We start from the raw sequence: 18,499 nt of genomic DNA on the forward strand, positions 1-18,499 counted from the left end.
CCTCTCTCTGGGAAGCTTAGAAGCTTAGGCGCACACTCGCCCGGATGTTCTGGCCCGGTAGCGGCACGAAGTCCTTGGTAAAGCTCGAATGACGCCGACCGGTCGTGTCGAACAGGTTTTCGCCAGCGAGTTGCAGGACGACGTTCTGGTTGTTCTCCAGCGGCCGCCAGGAAATGTAGAGATTGACGAAAGCGAAATCGTCGGTCGGGGTTTCGAAGTCGGTGATCTCGTCCTGCTCGGCGAACCATTGCACTTCGCCGCGCACATCGAACTGCCCGAACTCCGCATCGAGCGCGCCCAGTAGGCTGAGCGGCGGGATGCGCGGCAGATTGTCGTCATTGTCGAGTTCTGCCTCGACATATTCGGCACGAAGATCGGCGTTGAGGCCGAAGGTGTCGCTCTGGAAAAGCGGGAAGGTCACCTGGCCTTCGAAACCGAAGAAGTTCGCATCGTCCTGCAGGAACAGGAACACCGGAAGATCATCCTCTTCCTCTCCGTTGGGCTGGAGGAAGATGAAATCGTCGAACCATTGTGCGTAGACCGATGCGCTGAATTGTACCGCGCCAATATTGCCGCGCGCGAAGGCTTCGAGTCCCCATGCGCTTTCCTCATCGAAGGTTGGGTCGCCAATTTCAAAGGCCTGCGTCGCGATGTGCGGACCGTCGGAGAACAGCTCTTCACCTGCGGGGGCACGCTCGGAACGTGAGCCGGTTACGCCCAGTCGCACATCTCCATCACCGGGAACGGCGACGAAGGAAAGGGCGCCTGAGAACAGGTCGAAATTGCGATCCACACCGAACACGTCGGATTCCACGTCCACATTCTCGTACCGTGCTGCACCTTCGATCTGGAAACCGTCGAAATCAAGCTCCTGCGCGGTGAAGATCGCGAAGGATGTGGTTTCATTTGGCGCAACGAAAGCCTCCTCGCCGACCGCTTCGAAATCCCGCGAGACGAATTGCGCGCCGATGACGCCGCCTTCGCGCTGCAGAAGCTCTGCGCGGATTTCGACCGTCTCGGTGTCGAAGACTGTGCCGACTTCGGCCCCTTCAAACTCGGTGTGCTCGTAGTCCGAATAGACGCCGCGCACCTTTAGGCGCGACAGGAAGCCGTCGCCGAGGCCGAAGTCACCGCGAAAATCGACGCGCAGCTGCTCGAGCCCGATCGTCACGATTTCTTCTTCCTCGCCCTCTTCCTCTTCTTCTTCGCCCTCTTCCTCACCGTGGGCATGCTCGGCACCTGGGCGGCCAACGACACCGTAATCGGTGTCGAAATAACCAACGGAAGCACCAATGCTGGAATCTCCGAAGAAGAACCCGACGCCGCCGTTTACCGTCCAGGTTTCGGTCGCGCTGTTCGGGATGAATTCGGTCTGGCCTGCCGCTTCGCGAATTTCGGCCGCCTCTTCGAATTCGCCTTCCGCTTCCTCTTCAGCCGCTTCCTCAAGCAATTCCGCGCGCAGCTCGGGCGAAAGCTGGAAGCCGGAGATTTCCAGGTCGTTGGTTTCGCGGAAAGAGCCGTCGAGGTGGAACACCACACTCTCGCCGACCGCGACATCGATCGACGCACCACCGCTCCGCAAGTCGCTGACTGTGTCGAACGCGGTGAGCGCGTCGAAGTGGACGCCGTTCTCCGGCACTTCGATGGGGATGCGGCGGTCGATGGCGTTGACCACACCGCCGATTGCCTGGCTGCCGTAAAGAAGCGCCGTCGGGCCGCGCAGAACTTCCACACGCGTGGTCGTAAGCGGATCGATCGTGGTTGCGTGATCGGCAGAGGTGTTGCCGACATCGGCAGTCCCCACGCCGTCGATCAGGACGCGGACGCGCTCCGCATCGAGGCCGCGTAGGATCGGACGCGAAGATCCGGGCGCAAAGCTCGTCGCCGAGACGCCAGGGATTTTGACCAGCAGTTCGCCGATCTGACCGCTGAGGTCACGCTGTATTTCGTCGAGCCCGATGACGTCCTGACCGGCGATGAAGTCCAGTTCTTCCAGACCGTCAGCCGATACAAGGATGTCGCCGCGATAATGCGGATCCTCCGCGGCTGCCTCTTCTCGCGCGATCTGGCGCTCCGACTGCTCGTCGGCTTCAGCAGAGGTTTCGGTATCTTCCGCCGTCTCCGCAAGCGCCGGGCTTGCCGCGACAGCAAAGGAAATGGCGGTCGCAACCGCAATGCGAGAAGTGAGTATTTTCATGATGACCCCGTCCAGTCGATCCGAGTATGTGATAACGTATCATTCGCCTAGCAGGATGATTTCGTTTCGCAACCCTCTCCGAGAATAATTTGGCAATCCCTTCGACGAAGGGCGTTTTTGTGACGATTAGGCACCATTTGGTGGGCAATCCGAGGCGCGCAGACCGTGCAAGGTAAGGCTGCGCCCCACGTGTTCCTTTCGTCCCCTGCCTTGCCAAGCCTGCGAATTCACGCCAACCCCAGCGGCGTTTGGTCGAGGGTACGAGGGGCAACGGGTGCAAAGCAGCATCATCTTCACGCTGGCATCCTGCGTGTTCTTCATGGGGCTCGTCGGATTTGTCAGCTGGTACAAGACGCGCGGAACGGTGGAGGACAGGGACGGCTATTTCCTCGCCGGGCGCGGGCTTGGTGCGACCTTCATTGCCGGATCATTGCTGCTGACCAACCTGTCGGCCGAACAGCTAATCGGGCTCAACGGGTCGGCTTACGGCTTCAACATGTCGAGCATGGCATGGGAGGTGACCGCGGCGGTCGCGACCATCGCGATGGCGCTCATATTCCTGCCGCGCTATCTCGCTGGCGCCTTCACTACCCTGCCGCAATTCCTCGCCGACCGGTTCGATGACGGGGTGCGCCGCATGTCGGTGGTGTTGTTCATGCTCGGCTACGGGCTCGTGACGATCCCGTCCGTGCTGTATTCGGGCTCGATCGCGGTCATGCAGCTGTTCGACGTGCCGGGACTGACGGGCCTCGACTATGTCCCGGCGCTGATCACCACGGTGATCGTGATCGGCGTGACCGGCGCGATCTACGCGGTGCTAGGCGGGCTCAAGGCAGTCGCGATCTCGGACACGATTAACGGCATCGGGCTGCTGATCATCGGAATACTGATCCCCGTGCTCGGCCTGATCGCGCTGGGCGGAGGAGACTTCGCGCGAGGGCTGGCCACACTCACCACCGACCACCCGGAAAAGCTCAATGCCATCGGATCGAGCACTGATCCGACGCCGTTCGGCACAATCTTCACCGGCATGATCTTCGCCAACCTCTTCTACTGGTGCACCAACCAGTACGTGATCCAGCGCACACTAGGCGCAAAGTCGCTCGCCGAAGGGCAGAAGGGCGTGCTCGCCTCCGGGTTCTTCAAGATCATGGTGCCCTTCATGATGATGATCCCAGGGGTCATCGCCTACCATCTCTACGGTCCTGGTTTTGCGACCATCGACCAAGCCTATCCCCGGCTCGCGAACGACCTGCTGCCGATCTGGCTCGCCGGGTTCTTCCTCGCCGTGCTGCTGGGCGCAGTGTTCAGTTCGTTCAACTCACTGCTCAACAGCGCGGCGACCCTGTTTGCGCTCGACGTCTATGCGCCCGCACGCGGCGGCAAGGTCGACGACAAGTCACTGGTGCGGATCGCCAAGATCGCCAGCGTGGTCATTGCGCTGTTCTCCTTCACTGTCGCGCCCCTGCTCCATTTTGCCGAAGCCGGACTGTGGCAGGTCATTCGCATCTTCACCGGCTTCTACAACATCCCGACCATCGCCATCGTAATCGTCGGCCTGTTCACGGCGCGCGTTCCGGCGCTCGGTGCGAAGATCGTGATCGTCTTCCATGTCGTGACCTACGGTCTGCTGCGCTTCGTTTTCGACGACGTGGTGACTTTGCACTTCATCCACCAATACGCGCTGCTGTTCGTGGCCGAAGTCGCGATCATGCTGGCGGTCGGCTATTGGAAGCCGTTGAAGGAAGCCTGGCGCTTCACCACGCGCGATGAGGTGGACCTGACCGAGTGGCGCTTCGCAAAGCCGCTGGCGGTCACGCTCTTTTCCTGTGTCGTTGGCCTGTATCTGCTGTTCTCGCCACTGGCATTGGCATCGACTGGCGGCTTCAGCACCATGTTTTACGCGCTTGGCTCGGCTCTGGTTATCGTCAACCTGGCGATCTGGGGGATCGCGAGCCGCCGAGCCGGAACAGGATGATGTCGAAGCCACACAAACACGATCCGGTTTTTACCGCGGGCGATCTCTACGGCGAGATATACATCGCGGACCAGCACGGCGCGAGCGCGGAGAAGCCTCGGCTGGTTGCCCTGCTTCCCGGATTGGCTCTGGTGGCGACCGCAGCTGCCGCAGCTGGCTGGCTTTCGAATTATTACTCTGTGCCGCTCGTGCTTGCCGGGCTGCTTGTCGGTTTCGCGCTGAACTTCCTTTCCGACGTCCAGTCGACGAAGCCAGGGCTCGAGTTTTGCAGTTCCACACTGCTGCGCTTCGCCATCGTGCTGCTCGGCTTTCAGGTCTCGCTTGGGTCTCTGGGTGCTCTGGGTCTGGGCGCATTGCTAGCCCTGCTGGCAGTGATGACTGCGGCGTTGGGCGCCGCGATCCTTGCCGCCCGTATGACACGGCTCTCGACTGAGTTCGGCCTTATCGTCGGAGGGGCAACGGCCATTTGTGGGGCGTCGGCAGCGCTGCTGCTCTACGCCCTTATCGGCAAGAACAAGGTTGGGCCCGACCAGTTTGCTGCGATCATTCTCGGCATATTGCTGGCGAGCGCTCTGGCCGCGATCACCTATCCCGTTATCGCCGCCGCGCTCGCCTACACCGATATCGAAGCCGGTTTCCTGACCGGAGCGACGATCCACGACGTGGCTCAAGCTGTAGGAGCGGGCTACGGGATTTCGGATAGTGCGGGTCAAACCACGACAGCGGTCAAGATGACGCGGGTGATGCTGCTCGCGCCCATCGCGTTCGGAATAGCGGCGTGGGTGAGCAGGAATGCAGGGGGCGAGCAGAGCGAGGCCAAACGCGCCCTGCAAGTGCCTCTTTTCGTGATTGCATATATCGCGGTGGTTATCGTTAATTCGGCAGCGACCATGCCCCCATGGATCGGCGAGGCGGCGCTCGATGTAGCCAAGGTTCTGATCCTTGCAGGCATCATTGCGACGGTTTTGCGAGCAAACCTTCGAATCGCCTTAGTGCAAGGGTGGCGGCCGATCGTGCCGATCGCGTTCGCGACGCTCGCATCGCTGCTCGCAGCATTGCTGCTAATCCCCGCTCTTTTTTAAGCTCCGACATTCGACGTGCTTAGTGACAACGCCCGCAATAAGCGGCGCGAAAGCCACATCTGCGCGCCGCTTTCTGCACCAACATTGCCTCTTATTGACTATATGTACAATTCGTGTCACTTCTCTGATCGGAAGGGGAGAGGTTTCATGAAATTCAATCACGGGGCACCTTTGTGCTCGCTCGTCGCGCTCGGCGCGGCATTGGCTTCGACACCGGCATTCGCGCAGGATGCCGAAACGGCGACGACCGACTTCGAAGACGACAACGTCATCATCGTGACCGCGCAGCTGCGCGAAGAAGACATCCAGGACGTTCCGATCTCGATCACGGCGATCACGGACGAGACGCTCGCCGCTGCGCGTATCGAGAACTCGCAGGATCTGCAGTTCAATGCGCCGAACGTGATTCTGTCGGCAAACCGGAATCTGACGATCCGCGGTGTCGGTTCGCAGTCTTTTGGCGGCAGCGCCGACACCAATATCGGCGTTCTCATTAACGGCGTATTCCTGCAGGCGGGAAGCACCTTCGGCGAATTCTTCGACCTTGAACGGATTGAGGTCTTGCGCGGTCCACAAGGCACGCTGTTTGGACGCAACACCACTGGCGGTCTCATAAACATCGTCAACAAGCGCCCGACCGATGAATTCGAAGGCTACGTGCAGGTCCAGCTCGAAAATTTCGACGGGCGGCGGCTGGAAGGTGCGGTCAATATTCCTCTAGCGGACGGACTGTACCAGCGTTTCTCGGCCCACACGCTCAATCGTGACGGCTACACGCTGAACCTTGAAAACGGTCGCCAGATCGATGGCCGCGATCAGTTCAGCCTGCGATCGAGCACACGGTTCGAACCGACACCGACCACCACGATCGACCTCGTGCTCAACTATTTCAGCGAGGATAGCGATCGGGCCAATGCGGTGAAGAGCCTTTGCACGCCGGACGCGACCTTCGTTTGCTCCTCGGAAACAGTCGATACGCTGTTCCCGAACTTCTTCCCGCTCGACTTCGGATTGCTCAGCAATGCCGTGCGGGTCGGCTCATTCGGCGACAACCCGGACGATCTGCGCGAAGTACGCATCGATACCGATCCGCTGCAGGACAATGAGGACTTCCTCGCCACGCTCGAAATCAATCAGGAAATCGGCAATCTGCGCCTGACTTCGGTTACTGGCTACCGGGACGGGAACAGCGAATCCTTTCGCGATTTCGACCAGGGCATCCGTCCCAATGCCTTCGAACCCGGAGACTACCTGACGCCGTTTGGCCCTCTGACCATCACCGATGACGGCAACGGAAACGGAGTGCTGACCTACCTCATCCGCGCTGGCGGTGAGACGGTCACGACGACCGATTACATCACCACGCAGGAAGCATTCGGCACGCGCGAACAGTTCAGCCAGGAATTGCGCCTCGCATCGGATTTCGACGGGCCGTTCAACTTCATCGTCGGCGGCTATTATCTGTGGGCGGATTTCTCCGGCGAAGTTACCACCTATCTCCCGGTCACGCGCACGGTCGGCGATTTCACCACGAGCGGCAAGACCGACGACGCCGACGTGGAGAGCACCGCAGTTTTTGGCGAGGTCTATTTCGACATCACGCCGGAGCTTAGCGTTCTGGGCGGCCTTCGTTACACCAATGACGACAAGTCGATCACCACAGCGAGCGGCTTCGTATCGCTTGGAGAGCCGTTCTCCGACGAGGCGTCATTCAACGATGTGACCGGTCGGGCGAGCATCAGCTGGCAGCCCGCGCCCGACAACAACATCTACTTCACGTACTCGCGCGGCTTCAAATCCGGCGGGTTCAACCCGGGCAATTTCGGCACGCCGACTTTCCAATCGGAAACGATCGACAGCTATGAGCTCGGCACGAAGAACACTTTCCTGAACAACCGGGTGACGGTGAACGCTGCGATCTTCCGTTACGATTATTCCGACCTGATCGTCGGCAACATCGTCGGGACGCTTGCGACCAATGTGAACATTCCGTCTTCGCGCGTGCAGGGCTTCGAGCTCGAGACTGTCGCTGAACCCGTCGACGGACTGCGTCTCGAAGGGGCTCTCGGCCTGCTCGACACCGAAATCCGCAGCCAGTTCGATTCGTCCGATCCATCGCGCGGCGGGCAATTCTTCGATCTGCAGGGTAACGACCTGCCCAATGCGCCCGATTACACACTCAAACTGGCCGGCGAGTACACCTTCGACGGCGGCGACAACTGGACGATCCGACCGCGTGTGGATTTCTATTCCCAGAGCAGCTTCTTCAGCCGCGAATTCAATGTGCCCGCTGACCGCGTGGACGGCTGGGAACAGCTCGATATATCGGTGCAGGTTGCGCTCAAGGACCGTGACTGGAGCCTCACGGGCTTCGTCAAGAATGTCACCAACAATGACGACATCACTTTCCTAGAAGTAAACTCCAACCTGGTCGGCAGCTTCCGCAGCGCCTTCCTGATCGACCCGCGGATCTACGGCGTGGCCTTGCGCGTCGGATACTGACTAATCGAGCCCGGTCCGCCTCGCAAATGCGGGCCGGGTTTCACCATCACCACTGACTGGACGAAGACGCCTTGGGGGACAGCAGCATGAGCGGACTTTTCGACCTGCGCGGTCACGTAGCACTTGTGACCGGAGGCAATGGCGGCCTCGGGCTTGGCATGGCACGCGGTCTCGCCAAAGCAGGCGCGGACATTGCCATCTGGGGCCGCAACCCAGAGCGCAATCTGGCCGCCGCTGAAGAATTGCAGGCGATGGGAGTGAAAGCCGCCGACTTCTCTTGCGATGTCACCAAACCGGACGAAGTCGTCTCGGCCATGGAGAAAACCGTCGCTCGCTTCGGCAGGCTCGACAGCTGCTTTGCCAATGCCGGCGGATCGGGCGTGCGCAAGCCCTTTACAGAGCACACGCTCGCCGATTGGCAATCGACCACCGATCTCAATGTAAACAGCGTGGTGTCGACCTTTCAGGCGGCGGCCAAACAATTTATCGCTCAGGGCACCGGCGGCAAGCTGATCGTGACATCCTCCATTGCCGCGCTGATGGGCATACCCGGCGGCGGGTATTCAGCGACCAAGGCCGCCGTCTCAGGGCTCGTTCGCAGCCTCGCGGTCGAGCTTGCGCCTGCCGGAATCCAGGCAAACGCCATCCTTCCCGGTTTCATCGAAACCGAAATGTCGCTGAACACTCCGCAGGCCTTCCGCGATGCCTGTTTGCGGCGAACGCCTTCGGGAAAGCTCGGAACGCTGGAGGACATGGAAGGCGTCGCGGTTTTCCTGGCCTCGCAGCAGAGCAATCTGGTGACGGGCCATTCGCTCGTCATCGATGGCGGACAGTCGATCTTCCCGATGTAGGCGCGCAGACGCGCGCATGGCAAACAGAAGCGATGGCGCGCAGCCACTTCATCGATGTTTCCACGTTTGTGATGAAAATGGAGCGGGCGAGGCGATTCGAACGCCCGACCCCAACCTTGGCAAGGTTGTGCTCTACCCCTGAGCTACGCCCGCTCACTGGCGCTCAGCAGATTCGGGCCAAAGCCAATCCATCTGCTGGGGAGGCGGGCAATTAACAGCGGTGCGCCGACGCTGCAAGCCCAAAGTTCACGCAAATTTGCCTTGATCGCCCGAAGGCAACAGGTCAGCAAATCGGGCACGGCAAAAGCGCGCTTCAAATCGGGCCGAAACGCCCCACATAGAGCACGCGTAAACTCAACAGATCAGTTTCAGGAGCGAACACTTGGCCAGCATGGGTCTGAATATCGAAGAGCAAAAGGCAGTCGAGCGGTTCCGCACTGAGGTCGTCGACCCCTCGCAGACCAAGCTTGTGATCCTGGATTTCTGGGCGGAATGGTGCGGGCCGTGCAAGGCGCTTGCCCCGATGCTTGAGAAAGTCGCCGCCGAATATGCGGATAAGGGCGTCGTCCTCGCGAAGCTCAATGTCGATGAAGAACAGTTCATCGCCAGCCAGTTTCAGGTCAAGTCGATCCCTACGGTCTACGCCATGTTTCAGGGTCAGCCGGTTGCCGATTTGACCAATGCTCGCAGCGAATCCCAGCTCAAACAGGTTCTCGACCAATTGCTTTCGCAGCTCCCCATCGAAGCAGGCGACGCTGGCGCAAACGGCCAGCAAGGACCATCGGCAGAAGAAATCGAACAATTCGTGAAGATGGGCGAGGATGCCTTGTCCGAAAGCGACGCCCAGCGCGCGGCAGGCATCTTCGCGCAGGTGACCGAATTCGCGCCCGACCACGCTGCTGCGCATGCGGGTCTTGTGCGTGCAATGGTGCAGCTCGACCAGGTCGATGAAGCAAAACAAGTCATGTCAGCGATCGAGGCCAACCCGAAACTGGCCGGAGACCCTGCAATCGCTGCGGCGAAGAGCGCGCTCGATCTCGCGGGGACGCAGGTCGACGACGGCGAACTGGCCAGCCTCAAGTCCGCAGCGGAAGCGGACGGCGCCGGTATGGATGCAAAGCTGGCCTATGCCGAAGCAGCCTTCGCAGCGGGCGAGCGCGATGCCGCCGCCGACACCTTGCTTTCGATGATCGAAGAAGACCGCGAATGGAACGAGGGCGCTGCGCGCGCCAAGCTTCTCCAGATTTTCGAGGCGGTCGGGCTCGAGGATGAATGGGTTGTCGCGACCCGTCGCCGCCTGTCGAAGATACTGTTCGGGTGAGCTCGCGAAACAAAACCATGAAAACCCGCCTCTCGATCTTTCCCTTGCCTGGCGCGGTCCTTTTCCCCGGATTGCAATTGCCGCTCCATATCTTCGAGCCGCGCTATCAGGCGCTGATCGGGGACTCGCTGGTGCGCGACCGCCAGATCGCGATGATCCAGCCGCAAAAGCCTGTCGAAGGAGCGCCGCTTTATACTGTGGGCTGCGTCGGCCGGATCGGCGAGATCGAGGCGATGGACGATGGCCGCTATAACCTCATTCTTGAAGGGCAGAGCCGGTTCAAACTCATCCGCGAACTCGATGTGGCGACCGCCTTCCGCCAGGTCGAGGGCGAGCTGATCGAAGACGATGAGAATGAAACGCTCAGCTACGCCCAGCGCGGCGGCTTCGAGACAGAGGCGCGCAAGTTCGCCGATCGGCAGGGATATTCGGTCGATTGGGATTCGGTCGAGCGGCTCGACGATCAATCCCTTATCAACGGTGTCTCGCAGATCGCCCCGTTCGATCCCGCATCGAAGCAGGCTCTGCTGGAAGCGGAGAACCTGTCGGCTCGCTGCGAATTGCTCGTGCAACTCATGCAATTCTTCGGTCGCAGTGATGGCGGCGAAGAAATAATGACGCTGCAATAGCATCGCGTCGTTGAGACGAGAGCGCGACAATCTGTCGCATGAGAGCGCTTTGCCCAGCGACCAAAAGTAACTATCCAGTTACCTATGAACATCGCGGCTTTCCCGACCAAAGGTGAACGCACCAGGGCGCATATTGTCGCTTCGGCATCGGCCCTGTTCTGGCGGCATAGCTTCCACGGCGTTTCGGTCGATCTCGTCGCCGAAGCGGCCGAAGTGAATAAGGCGACCGTCTATCGCTATTTCGCCGACAAGCGCGATCTCGCCCTCGCGGTGATCCGTTATAATGGCGAGATGACACTGGCCGAAGTGTTCGTCGCCAATTTCGAAACATTCGATGCGCCGCAGGACCGCCTCGCCGCGATTTACCGCATGGTTTACTGCGCGCATGTCGGCATGCAGCAGGAAAGCGGAGATGTTCACGGCTGTCCTATCGTCGGGCTCGCGCTCGAACTCGGGCAGGACATGCCGGAGATCCGCGAGGAAGCGCAGCGCATTTTCGACCAGGTCGAGACTTATCTTTGCGACATCGCCGAGACTGCTGCGGCGATCCTGGGCCGAGAGGTCAACGCCATCTCCCAAGGCCGAACCCTTACCCAGCTTCTCCACGGCGCGTTTGCCTCCGCCCGGGTCGCATCCGATCCTTCGCGTATTCTCGATGCAGGCCGCGCTTCACTCGCGCTGATCGGATTTCCCGACAAACCGATACTCAACAAGGAGCAGCCCAGCTCATGAACTTGCCCGTATACACCGCTGCCCTCGGCGCGTTCGTTATAGTCCTTCAGGTCGCACTGATGCTTAGCGTAGGTTTCCATCGGACCAAGGGGCAGTTCATCGGGCTCGGAGAGGACCGCGATCTTGAACGGAAGGTTCGGCGCCACGGCAATCTAGCGGAAAATTCCGGGCTGTTTCTGGTGGTGATCGCCCTGTTCGAGATGCTGGTCGGGCAGACGACTTACGTGCTTGTGCTGTGCCTGGCATTCGCGGTCGCACGCCTGCTGCACGCTTTTGGTTTTTCTTCGCTTGCGGGATCGCACGGCGATGACCTTACCGGCGCGAGGAAGGCCTTTGCGGGGATGCGCGCCATGGGCGCTTTCGGCACTCTCGGCGTGGCGCTCGGTTCGGCGTTCGGCATTGCGAGCGCTCTGGCCTAAGCGCGCTCGCCAGCCAGCGCGTCAGAAGCCGAAACTGCCCCTGAGACCGTCGATCACATATTGCGCGGCGAGCGCTGAGAGCAGCACGCCCAGCAGCCGGGTAATCACGGCCTCGACCTTATCCCCGAGCAGACGGATCAAAGGGCCTGCCGCAACCAGGGCCGCGGCCGTTATGACCAAAACCGCAGCAAGCGCGGCGAAGACCTCGATTGTCTGCTCTACCCCGTCAGCCTCGTTCATCAGCAGCATGATCGCCGCGATTGCGCCCGGTCCTGCGAGCATCGGCATGGCCATGGGGAAGACCGATACGTCCTCGACTTCGGACGCGGAGACTTTCTCCGCACGTTCTGTGCGGCGCTGTGTACGCTTTTCGAAAACCATTTCGAACGCGATGAAGAACAGCATCAGCCCGCCTGCAATGCGGAAGCTGTCGAGCTCGATATGAAGCGCTTTGAGCAGGTCTTCGCCAAAGAAAGCGAAGATCGTGAGGATGATGGTCGCGATAACCGTCGCGCGCAGGGCCATCTTGCGCGCCATTGCCGGCGGCGCGGATTTGGTCAGCCCGGCGTAGATCGGCGCGCAGCCTGGCGGATCGATCACGACGAACAGCGTGATAAAGGCGGAAATGAAGAGTTCGGTCAGGACCATGGGCCGGGCTCACCCGAAAAGTTGCGCTAGGAAAGTCGCGCCGCCCTCATCACTCTTCGGCGGGCGATGCAAGCACTTCTTCGACCGCAGTGACCCACTCGCCGTTGTAGAAATACTCCGCGGCAACGTATTTCTCGCTTTCCCCGCGGTGCTGCCAGCGCCAGCGCAATGTGCCATCGCCTGAGAGTTTCGCGTCCTCGGCGCGCATGCCAACGGCGGAATCCGAAGGCGGCGGCGGAATTGCTGTGCCGGCCCGCGGGCAGGTCGCGACGAGCCCCTCCACCGCATCGATAGCGGTGACGACGATATCGCCATCCTCGAACTGCCTGCGCGGGGGCGGCTGGGGTACGTCGGGCCCTCCGACATCGTAGACCCAGCGATATTGTAGATCGGGCTGCCGTTCCCACACCGTGACGAAATCGCCGACGATTCCTTCGGGGTCCTGATACCGGCCGAGGCTAACGGCGAGCGAGCCGTCGCAGCTCATCACAACCGTTTTCGGTGCCCACTGAACCGCCTGTTCGGGATCGCTAAGCGGAGCCAGCCACGTAGCGGCGTCGATGCCACCGTTGCGGCCATGGAGGATCGCGCCGGGTGCGACATACTGGCGGAAGGCTGTCCATTGTCCCTCTTCCCTCGCCGCTCTTGCAAAGGCGAGCTCGGTCTTCACGACAGCGCTAGGCTGCGCCGCACCGGGCGCGTTCTGCAACACGCGATTGATGACCTGGGTAGGAGGGCCAGCGGGACGCGGCTGACCGCCGCACGCGGCAAGCGCGAGTGTGAAGGCACCGGCTGTCAGGGCGAGAGGCAGTTTCTTCATCGATCCTCCAGGAGACTGTCGCCGCAGGAATGCAGCCCGTCCGATTTACCGCAGCTGACCGCCAGCGCAACCTGCGCCGCGGCTAAAGACCTTCGGGGACGTCCAGACCGGCATTGCGGTGAGCAGCAACCAGCGTGTTGCGCAGGAGAACGGCGATGGTCATCGGCCCGACGCCGCCTGGAACAGGCGTAATTGCTGCGGCAACCTCGCTCGCCTCGTCATAGGCCACATCGCCGACGAGCTTGCCCTTGTCCTTGCCCGGTTCGGGCGGAAGGCGGTTGATGCCGACATCGATCACCGTCGCACCATCTTTCAGCCAGTCCTTGCGGATCATCTCCGGTCGCCCGACCGCCGCAACTACAATATCGGCGCGGCGCACGACGCTGGCTAGGTCCTTGGTCCGGCTGTGCGCGATCGTCACGGTGGCGTTGGCATCGAGCAGGAGCTGCGCCATCGGCTTGCCCACGATATTGGAGCGACCGATCACGACTGCCTCCAGACCCGAGAGATCGCCCAGCCGGTCGGTCAAGAGCATCATGCAGCCAAGCGGCGTGCAGGGCACAAACCCGCTCTGGCCGACGCTGAGGCGCCCCGCGTTGATGACGTGAAACCCGTCGACATCCTTGTCCGGGCTGATCGCTGCGATGATGCTTTGTTCGTCGAGGTGATCGGGCAGCGGCAATTGCACCAGGATACCGTCGACGCTGTCGTCGTTGTTGAGCCGCTCGACCAGAGCAAGCAGCGCTGCGGCAGAGGTATCGGCGGGCAGGCGATGTTCGAAGCTCGCCATGTTGGCAGCGACCGTCGCCTTGTTCTTTGCCCCGACATAGACCTGGCTTGCGGCATCATCGCCCACCAGCACCACTGCCAGCCCGGCACGGCGTCCAGCTGCCTCGGCGAAGCGCGCGGCGTACTCGCCCACACGCTCGCGCAAGCGGGCCGCGAACGCCTTGCCGTCGATCCGGGTTGCGCTCATCAATAAGCGGCCGAACTGACGATCGATCCGACGACGATCTGGAGGATCTGCAGCAGGATGATCAGCACCAACGGAGAGAAATCGATCGCGCCGGTGTTGGGCATCAGATTGCGTATCGGACGCAGGACCGGATCGAGGAGACGATTGATCGATTCGTACACCTGCATCAGGAACTGGTTCGAGGTGTTCACCACGTTGAATGCAAACAGCAGGCCGATCACGAACTGGATGATGATCAGCATGATGAACGCGCTGGTGATCAAGCTGATAATCTGTTGAACTGCAACCAATCCGGACATTCAAGAATTCCTACTTTTTTAGTTCAATGCGCCCTGCAAACGGACAACAGGCGTGTTACCGATGTAATACGCTAAAATCCAGTATCAAGCCACTAGCAGCGTGGTCAGGCGCGCACCAGAGTGCCCGCGCCGCGAGCGGTGAAGAATTCGAGCAACATTGCATGCGGTACGCGGCCATCGAGCACAACAGCCGCCTCGCAGCCGGATTCGACCGCGGACACGCATGTCTCCAGTTTCGGCACCATGCCGCCCGTGATCACGCCGCTTTCGCGCAGCTTCGCGATATCCGCCGGGGTCAGATCGGACAGCAATTGGCCATCCGCGTCGAGAACGCCCGCAACATCGGTCAGCAGGAACAGCCGCGCCGCGCCCAAAGCGGCGGCGATCGCGCCAGCCATCGTGTCTGCATTGATATTGTAGGTTGCCCCGTCCTCGCCGCCTGCGATCGGAGCGATCACCGGGATCATGCCCGCTGTAACCGCCGTATCGATCACGCTGGTGTCGACTTGAGCCGGTTCGCCGACGAAGCCAAGATCGACTACGCGCTCGATGAGGCTTTCCGGATCGCGTGTCGTGCGCTCTACCTTGCGCGCGGTGACCAGCCCGCCATCCTTGCCCGAAATGCCGATGGCTTTCCCGCCGGCACCCGAAAGCCACCCGACGAGTTCTTTGTTGATCGCGCCCGACAACACCATTTCCGCGACTTTGGCCGTCGCTTCGTCAGTCACTCGCAAGCCGTCGACGAACGTGCTCTCGACGCCCAGCCGCGAGAGCATATCGCCGATTTGCGGACCGCCCCCATGCACAACCACGGGATTGATGCCCACGGCTTTCAGAAGGACGATGTCCTCGGCGAAATCGCGCGCCGCCTTAGGCTCGCCCATGGCGTGACCGCCGTATTTCACCACGAAAGTCCGTCCGGCATAGCGCTGGAAATAGGGCAGAGCCTCGATCAGCGTCTCTGCCTTCGACAGGTCCAGCGCCCGGACATTCTCGTCAGCAGGAAGGTCGTTCTTCATCGTCATTCGGGCCGTCCTTTGGCTTGAAAGCGCCGCAATTCGCTTCGGACATGCCGCGCGCTTAGCCGCTTCGTTCGCCGACTGCAAAGCACCATGGCGCCGATCCGCACCTCAGGCACTGTTGAACATTTTGCGCTTGGCACCGTAACCTTTTGCCTGTTCTATGCGAATCGCTTGGTGACGGCGCTTCACGCGCTTTCGTTGAGATCTTGGATTGGAGGAAGTTTTATGAACACCGCACGTATCAAAGGTACGATTACCCTTGCCGCAGCCGCCGGCCTTGCCGCCGCATGTTCGGGCGGCGCCGACGCGCCTGCCGAGGGTACCAGCGCTGAAGCCAACACCGAAGAAGCCGCTCTTGCAGCAGCGGGCAGCGGCGAAAAGGAGAAATGCTACGGTGTTTCCAAAGCCGGCGAGAACGACTGCGCTGCAGGCCCGGGCACCAGCTGTGCAGGTACGTCGGTCGTCGACTACCAGGGCAACGCATGGACTTATGTCGACGCGGGCACCTGCCTCGATATCACCACGCCGAACGGCACCGGTTCGCTTGAGCCGATCGAAGCCTAAGCTTCGAGCCAGGCAGCACGGCTAACACCGTGCCGACCAGAAGGCCGCACGAGGTTTGATTCTCGGCGGCTTTTTTGTTGGCCGCGATGGAGCGTGCAGCAGCCGCCTTGCGACCTCCGGCGTTTGGGTTGACCGCCGATCCTGCTACGCTGCCTACCCAATGCTCAAGCGCCGCTCTCGTCGCCGAAGACCCAGTCGGCATTCCAAACTTCGATCATGGTGGCTGCTTTGGCGCGCGCCGACCCTGCTCGTAGTTGTCAGCGCAGCCTGGTGGTTTCTTTATCGCCCCTACGCGCACGAACAGGGCTGGGTCCCGGTTTCCGATGATTTCGCCCTGTGCGGTGAAGCCTGGTCGGGCGCGGACGGCTGCGTCGTCGATGGCGATACGCTTGTCCTCGGAAACGGAAGGGATCGGCGGCGGATCAGGCTCCTTGGGTTCGACGCGCCAGAATTGAACGGAGCCTGCGCAGCCGAGGCGGAGCGAGCCCGGCAGGCGCGCACAGCGCTGCATCAATGGCTTTCCCGCGGCCCGTTCGAGTGGAACGGCGATGCCGATCCCCCGCGCGACCAATATGGAAGAGAGCTGCGGGAGGTTCGGCGCGTTCTGCCTGATGGATCGCGTGAATATGTCGGCCGCGTCCTGATTGAGCGCAACCTGGCCTCGGAAAATGGCTGGGACGCGGTCAAAGTCGATTGGTGCCGCTGAGCACCGCCAACCTGACTGCGGCCATCTATCCTGGCGCTGTCAGGCTCGAGACGAACCGAAAGCCGCATCCACTTCCGCCGCGAGCGATACGAAATCCGCATGTCCGGTGACAGGTAAGAGGCGCTCGGCCCACATCGCATCGATCGCGTCAGCCACCGATGCAGGTAGGGCGTCCGCACTGCTGCCGGAGGATTGCACCTTGCTCGAATCGCTCGCCGCCGGGATTCCGCACTTTTCCTCGAGCACGCGGCAGATCATGCCATCGTCGAACTTGTCCTTGTGCTCGTGCATGAACTCGCGCGTTGTGCGCTTCATTACGAGCTCTTCGATCTCCGGAGTCAGATTTATTTCGCAAAGCTGAGCCAAGGCGCGGATCGCTGCAGACTTGTTCTTGACCGCCCAGCGATAGGTCATGACGAGGCTATCCGGCTCATGCCGCCGGTCATACCAGCTGAGCAGGTGCGTGAAGTAGTCGCACCCGCCGGGACCGCCGCCCATCCATAGCGGCATGAATTCCTCCATCGATACGGCGCCGCGTTCCAGATGCCAGCCATTGATGAAGCGGTAGAACGATACAAAGGTCTCCTTCGGATCGCGCAAAGTGACGACGTAGCGCATTCCGGCGGGAAGCCGCTCGTACTCGCGATGCGACTTGAAGCCGCGCGGGGTGCCGGCCTGCTCGGTCTCCATGTCGAAATCGAGGAGATATGCCGTGTCATCCCAGGGGACCACGCGGCTGATATCGTCGAACTCCATATCGCCGCCAGCCGCGCCGGTGCGCAGCTGATGAAACATCTGCTGCATCAACGTGGTGCCGCTTTTCGCCCAGCTGGTGATGAAGGTGTCACCGCGCTGCGGACTGTAAGGCCGGTGGCTCGGACGCTCGCCTTGCGCCGCGGCGCCCATCACTTCGCCGAATCCTTCTATGGTACGCGCCCGGCCGATTTTCTCGCTGCTCATAATGTGCTCTCAAACCTAGCGTCCCAGGCCGAGGTATAGAGAACGTACAGACACCGGCAACCGCAAGCGGCCTATCTTTGCGAGTAGGAAAGCTTGGACGCACGCGGTACACACCGGAAATGATCAATAGGCATTTCGCATTATCGACAGTCGTCCCCGCGCTCATTCTTACCGGTTGCGCCGAAACAGCAGCCGACGAGCCTCAGCCCGATCGGCCGCCAAGCGCTCAGGACGAGTTCTGGGATGCGCTGTCGAGCCATTGCGGAAAGGCCTATCGCGGCAGTCTGGTCAGCACCGACGAGGCCGATGCGGATTTCGCCGGTGCGGATATGGTGATGCATGTGCGCGAGTGTTCTGAGGATCGGATCGCCGTGCCCTTCCATGTCGAGCTGAACGGTGAATGGGATCGGTCGCGGACGTGGGTGATCACCCGCACCGGTGACGGGCTGCGGCTAAAACACGATCACCGTCATGAGGACGGCGAGAGCGATGCCGTCACGATGTATGGCGGTGATACGGCGAGCGATGGTACCGCCCACGCGCAGGACTTTCCCGTCGACGCGGAGAGCGTAGCGCTGTTTCGCGCAGAAGATCTAACCGCGTCCGTCACGAATGTCTGGCGGGTCGAAGTCGATCCCGCGGGCACCGAGGACGGCGTTTTCGCCTTTCAATTGCAGCGCACCGTCGACGGCGGCGCGCCCGGACCCCGCTTCTTCCGCGTCGAGTACGATCTGACAGATGAGGTCGCGCCGCCTCCGCCCGCCTGGGGGCATGAATGACTCTGCCGCCGCTT

18 protein-coding genes and 1 tRNA gene are annotated in these 18,499 nt (G+C 61.1%); 11 read left to right on the forward strand and 8 right to left on the reverse strand.

Annotated features, from left to right (window positions below):
• Nucleotides 1-16: 16 nt before the first annotated feature.
• On the reverse strand, nt 17-2,197 hold the full coding sequence (locus IB285_RS11690) for a TonB-dependent receptor (protein WP_190788336.1): 2,181 nt from the start codon (nt 2,195-2,197) through the stop codon (nt 17-19).
• A 274-nt stretch (nt 2,198-2,471) separates the two neighbouring features.
• On the opposite strand from IB285_RS11690, the gene IB285_RS11695 reads away from it, so the two are divergent.
• The 4 genes from IB285_RS11695 (at nt 2,472) to IB285_RS11710 (ending at nt 8,610) form a co-directional block, all read left to right on the forward strand.
• Nucleotides 2,472-4,175 carry a solute:sodium symporter family transporter gene (locus IB285_RS11695; protein WP_328705886.1) on the forward strand — a complete coding sequence of 568 codons (1,704 nt, stop codon included), beginning with the start codon at nt 2,472-2,474 and terminating at the stop codon, nt 4,173-4,175.
• Nucleotides 4,175-5,257 carry a YeiH family protein gene (locus IB285_RS11700; RefSeq protein WP_190788337.1) on the forward strand — a complete coding sequence of 361 codons (1,083 nt, stop codon included), beginning with the start codon at nt 4,175-4,177 and terminating at the stop codon, nt 5,255-5,257. The genes IB285_RS11695 and IB285_RS11700 overlap by 1 nt, the downstream gene beginning before the upstream one ends.
• Before the next feature lie 147 nt (nt 5,258-5,404).
• Entirely contained in the window at nt 5,405-7,759 is a 2,355-nt protein-coding gene (locus IB285_RS11705; RefSeq protein WP_190788338.1) for a TonB-dependent receptor, read from the forward strand.
• A gap of 86 nt (nt 7,760-7,845) precedes the next feature.
• On the forward strand, nt 7,846-8,610 hold the full coding sequence (locus IB285_RS11710; RefSeq protein ID WP_190788339.1) for an SDR family NAD(P)-dependent oxidoreductase: 765 nt from the start codon (nt 7,846-7,848) through the stop codon (nt 8,608-8,610).
• Between the two features lie 78 nt (nt 8,611-8,688).
• Here the strand turns inward: IB285_RS11710 and IB285_RS11715 are convergent.
• Nucleotides 8,689-8,763: transfer RNA gene (locus tag IB285_RS11715), tRNA-Gly, on the reverse strand.
• Nucleotides 8,764-9,001: 238 nt separating this feature from the next.
• On the opposite strand from IB285_RS11715, the gene trxA reads away from it, so the two are divergent.
• The 4 genes from trxA to IB285_RS11735 all read left to right on the forward strand — a co-directional run bounded on the left by trxA (nt 9,002) and on the right by IB285_RS11735 (nt 11,711).
• Complete coding sequence (gene trxA / locus IB285_RS11720) at nt 9,002-9,931, forward strand: thioredoxin (RefSeq protein WP_190789097.1); 930 nt, start codon at nt 9,002-9,004, stop codon at nt 9,929-9,931.
• Nucleotides 9,932-9,948: 17 nt separating this feature from the next.
• Nucleotides 9,949-10,560 (forward strand): LON peptidase substrate-binding domain-containing protein, encoded by a 612-nt coding sequence (locus IB285_RS11725; protein WP_190788340.1) that lies wholly within the window; start codon nt 9,949-9,951, stop codon nt 10,558-10,560.
• 84 nt (nt 10,561-10,644) lie between these two features.
• Nucleotides 10,645-11,292: a TetR/AcrR family transcriptional regulator gene (locus IB285_RS11730; protein ID WP_190788341.1), complete on the forward strand. Its 648-nt coding sequence runs from the start codon at nt 10,645-10,647 to the stop codon at nt 11,290-11,292.
• Nucleotides 11,289-11,711, forward strand: a complete 423-nt coding sequence (locus IB285_RS11735; protein WP_190788342.1) for an MAPEG family protein — start codon at nt 11,289-11,291, stop codon at nt 11,709-11,711. The genes IB285_RS11730 and IB285_RS11735 overlap by 4 nt, the downstream gene beginning before the upstream one ends.
• A 21-nt stretch (nt 11,712-11,732) precedes the next feature.
• Here IB285_RS11735 and IB285_RS11740 read toward each other — a convergent pair whose 3' ends face one another.
• From IB285_RS11740 to argB, 5 genes are all read right to left on the reverse strand, one after another.
• Nucleotides 11,733-12,353, reverse strand: a complete 621-nt coding sequence (locus IB285_RS11740; RefSeq protein WP_190789098.1) for a MarC family protein — start codon at nt 12,351-12,353, stop codon at nt 11,733-11,735.
• A 55-nt stretch (nt 12,354-12,408) separates the two neighbouring features.
• Complete coding sequence (locus IB285_RS11745) at nt 12,409-13,179, reverse strand: hypothetical protein (protein WP_190788343.1); 771 nt, start codon at nt 13,177-13,179, stop codon at nt 12,409-12,411.
• 82 nt (nt 13,180-13,261) lie between these two features.
• A complete protein-coding gene (gene folD, locus IB285_RS11750) occupies nt 13,262-14,155 on the reverse strand; it encodes a bifunctional methylenetetrahydrofolate dehydrogenase/methenyltetrahydrofolate cyclohydrolase FolD (protein ID WP_190788344.1) in 894 nt (297 codons plus the stop codon).
• A complete protein-coding gene (locus tag IB285_RS11755) occupies nt 14,155-14,454 on the reverse strand; it encodes a YggT family protein (RefSeq protein ID WP_190788345.1) in 300 nt (99 codons plus the stop codon). The genes folD and IB285_RS11755 overlap by 1 nt, the downstream gene beginning before the upstream one ends.
• A 104-nt stretch (nt 14,455-14,558) precedes the next feature.
• Complete coding sequence (argB, locus tag IB285_RS11760) at nt 14,559-15,473, reverse strand: acetylglutamate kinase (RefSeq protein ID WP_190789099.1); 915 nt, start codon at nt 15,471-15,473, stop codon at nt 14,559-14,561.
• Nucleotides 15,474-15,701: 228 nt separating this feature from the next.
• Here argB and IB285_RS11765 point away from each other — a divergent pair, with 228 nt between their 5' ends.
• Together IB285_RS11765 and IB285_RS11770 are read left to right on the forward strand one after the other, a co-directional pair.
• On the forward strand, nt 15,702-16,040 hold the full coding sequence (locus IB285_RS11765; protein ID WP_190788346.1) for a BufA1 family periplasmic bufferin-type metallophore: 339 nt from the start codon (nt 15,702-15,704) through the stop codon (nt 16,038-16,040).
• A 160-nt stretch (nt 16,041-16,200) separates the two neighbouring features.
• Nucleotides 16,201-16,746, forward strand: a complete 546-nt coding sequence (locus IB285_RS11770) for a thermonuclease family protein (RefSeq protein WP_190788347.1) — start codon at nt 16,201-16,203, stop codon at nt 16,744-16,746.
• Nucleotides 16,747-16,785: 39 nt separating this feature from the next.
• Here IB285_RS11770 and IB285_RS11775 read toward each other — a convergent pair whose 3' ends face one another.
• Nucleotides 16,786-17,706 (reverse strand): sulfotransferase domain-containing protein, encoded by a 921-nt coding sequence (locus tag IB285_RS11775; RefSeq protein WP_190788348.1) that lies wholly within the window; start codon nt 17,704-17,706, stop codon nt 16,786-16,788.
• Between the two features lie 119 nt (nt 17,707-17,825).
• Here IB285_RS11775 and IB285_RS11780 point away from each other — a divergent pair, with 119 nt between their 5' ends.
• Nucleotides 17,826-18,485: a hypothetical protein gene (locus IB285_RS11780; protein ID WP_190788349.1), complete on the forward strand. Its 660-nt coding sequence runs from the start codon at nt 17,826-17,828 to the stop codon at nt 18,483-18,485.
• Nucleotides 18,486-18,499 lie beyond the last annotated feature (14 nt).

Source organism: Erythrobacter rubeus (genome assembly GCF_014705715.1).
Classification (GTDB): domain Bacteria; phylum Pseudomonadota; class Alphaproteobacteria; order Sphingomonadales; family Sphingomonadaceae; genus Erythrobacter; species Erythrobacter rubeus.

Bases quoted from the DNA above. Each gene is read 5' to 3' on its own strand.
- IB285_RS11690 (WP_190788336.1), bottom strand. From the start codon at position 2,197: ATGAAAATACTCACTTCTCGCATTGCGGTTGCGACCGCCATTTCCTTT.
- IB285_RS11700 (WP_190788337.1), top strand. From the start codon at position 4,175: ATGTCGAAGCCACACAAACACGATCCGGTTTTTACCGCGGGCGATCTC.
- IB285_RS11705 (WP_190788338.1), top strand. From the start codon at position 5,405: ATGAAATTCAATCACGGGGCACCTTTGTGCTCGCTCGTCGCGCTCGGC.
- IB285_RS11710 (WP_190788339.1), top strand. From the start codon at position 7,846: ATGAGCGGACTTTTCGACCTGCGCGGTCACGTAGCACTTGTGACCGGA.
- trxA (WP_190789097.1), top strand. From the start codon at position 9,002: ATGGGTCTGAATATCGAAGAGCAAAAGGCAGTCGAGCGGTTCCGCACT.
- IB285_RS11725 (WP_190788340.1), top strand. From the start codon at position 9,949: ATGAAAACCCGCCTCTCGATCTTTCCCTTGCCTGGCGCGGTCCTTTTC.
- IB285_RS11730 (WP_190788341.1), top strand. From the start codon at position 10,645: ATGAACATCGCGGCTTTCCCGACCAAAGGTGAACGCACCAGGGCGCAT.
- IB285_RS11735 (WP_190788342.1), top strand. From the start codon at position 11,289: ATGAACTTGCCCGTATACACCGCTGCCCTCGGCGCGTTCGTTATAGTC.
- IB285_RS11745 (WP_190788343.1), bottom strand. From the start codon at position 13,179: ATGAAGAAACTGCCTCTCGCCCTGACAGCCGGTGCCTTCACACTCGCG.
- folD (WP_190788344.1), bottom strand. From the start codon at position 14,155: ATGAGCGCAACCCGGATCGACGGCAAGGCGTTCGCGGCCCGCTTGCGC.
- IB285_RS11755 (WP_190788345.1), bottom strand. From the start codon at position 14,454: ATGTCCGGATTGGTTGCAGTTCAACAGATTATCAGCTTGATCACCAGC.
- argB (WP_190789099.1), bottom strand. From the start codon at position 15,473: ATGAAGAACGACCTTCCTGCTGACGAGAATGTCCGGGCGCTGGACCTG.
- IB285_RS11765 (WP_190788346.1), top strand. From the start codon at position 15,702: ATGAACACCGCACGTATCAAAGGTACGATTACCCTTGCCGCAGCCGCC.
- IB285_RS11770 (WP_190788347.1), top strand. From the start codon at position 16,201: ATGCTCAAGCGCCGCTCTCGTCGCCGAAGACCCAGTCGGCATTCCAAA.
- IB285_RS11775 (WP_190788348.1), bottom strand. From the start codon at position 17,706: ATGAGCAGCGAGAAAATCGGCCGGGCGCGTACCATAGAAGGATTCGGC.
- IB285_RS11780 (WP_190788349.1), top strand. From the start codon at position 17,826: ATGATCAATAGGCATTTCGCATTATCGACAGTCGTCCCCGCGCTCATT.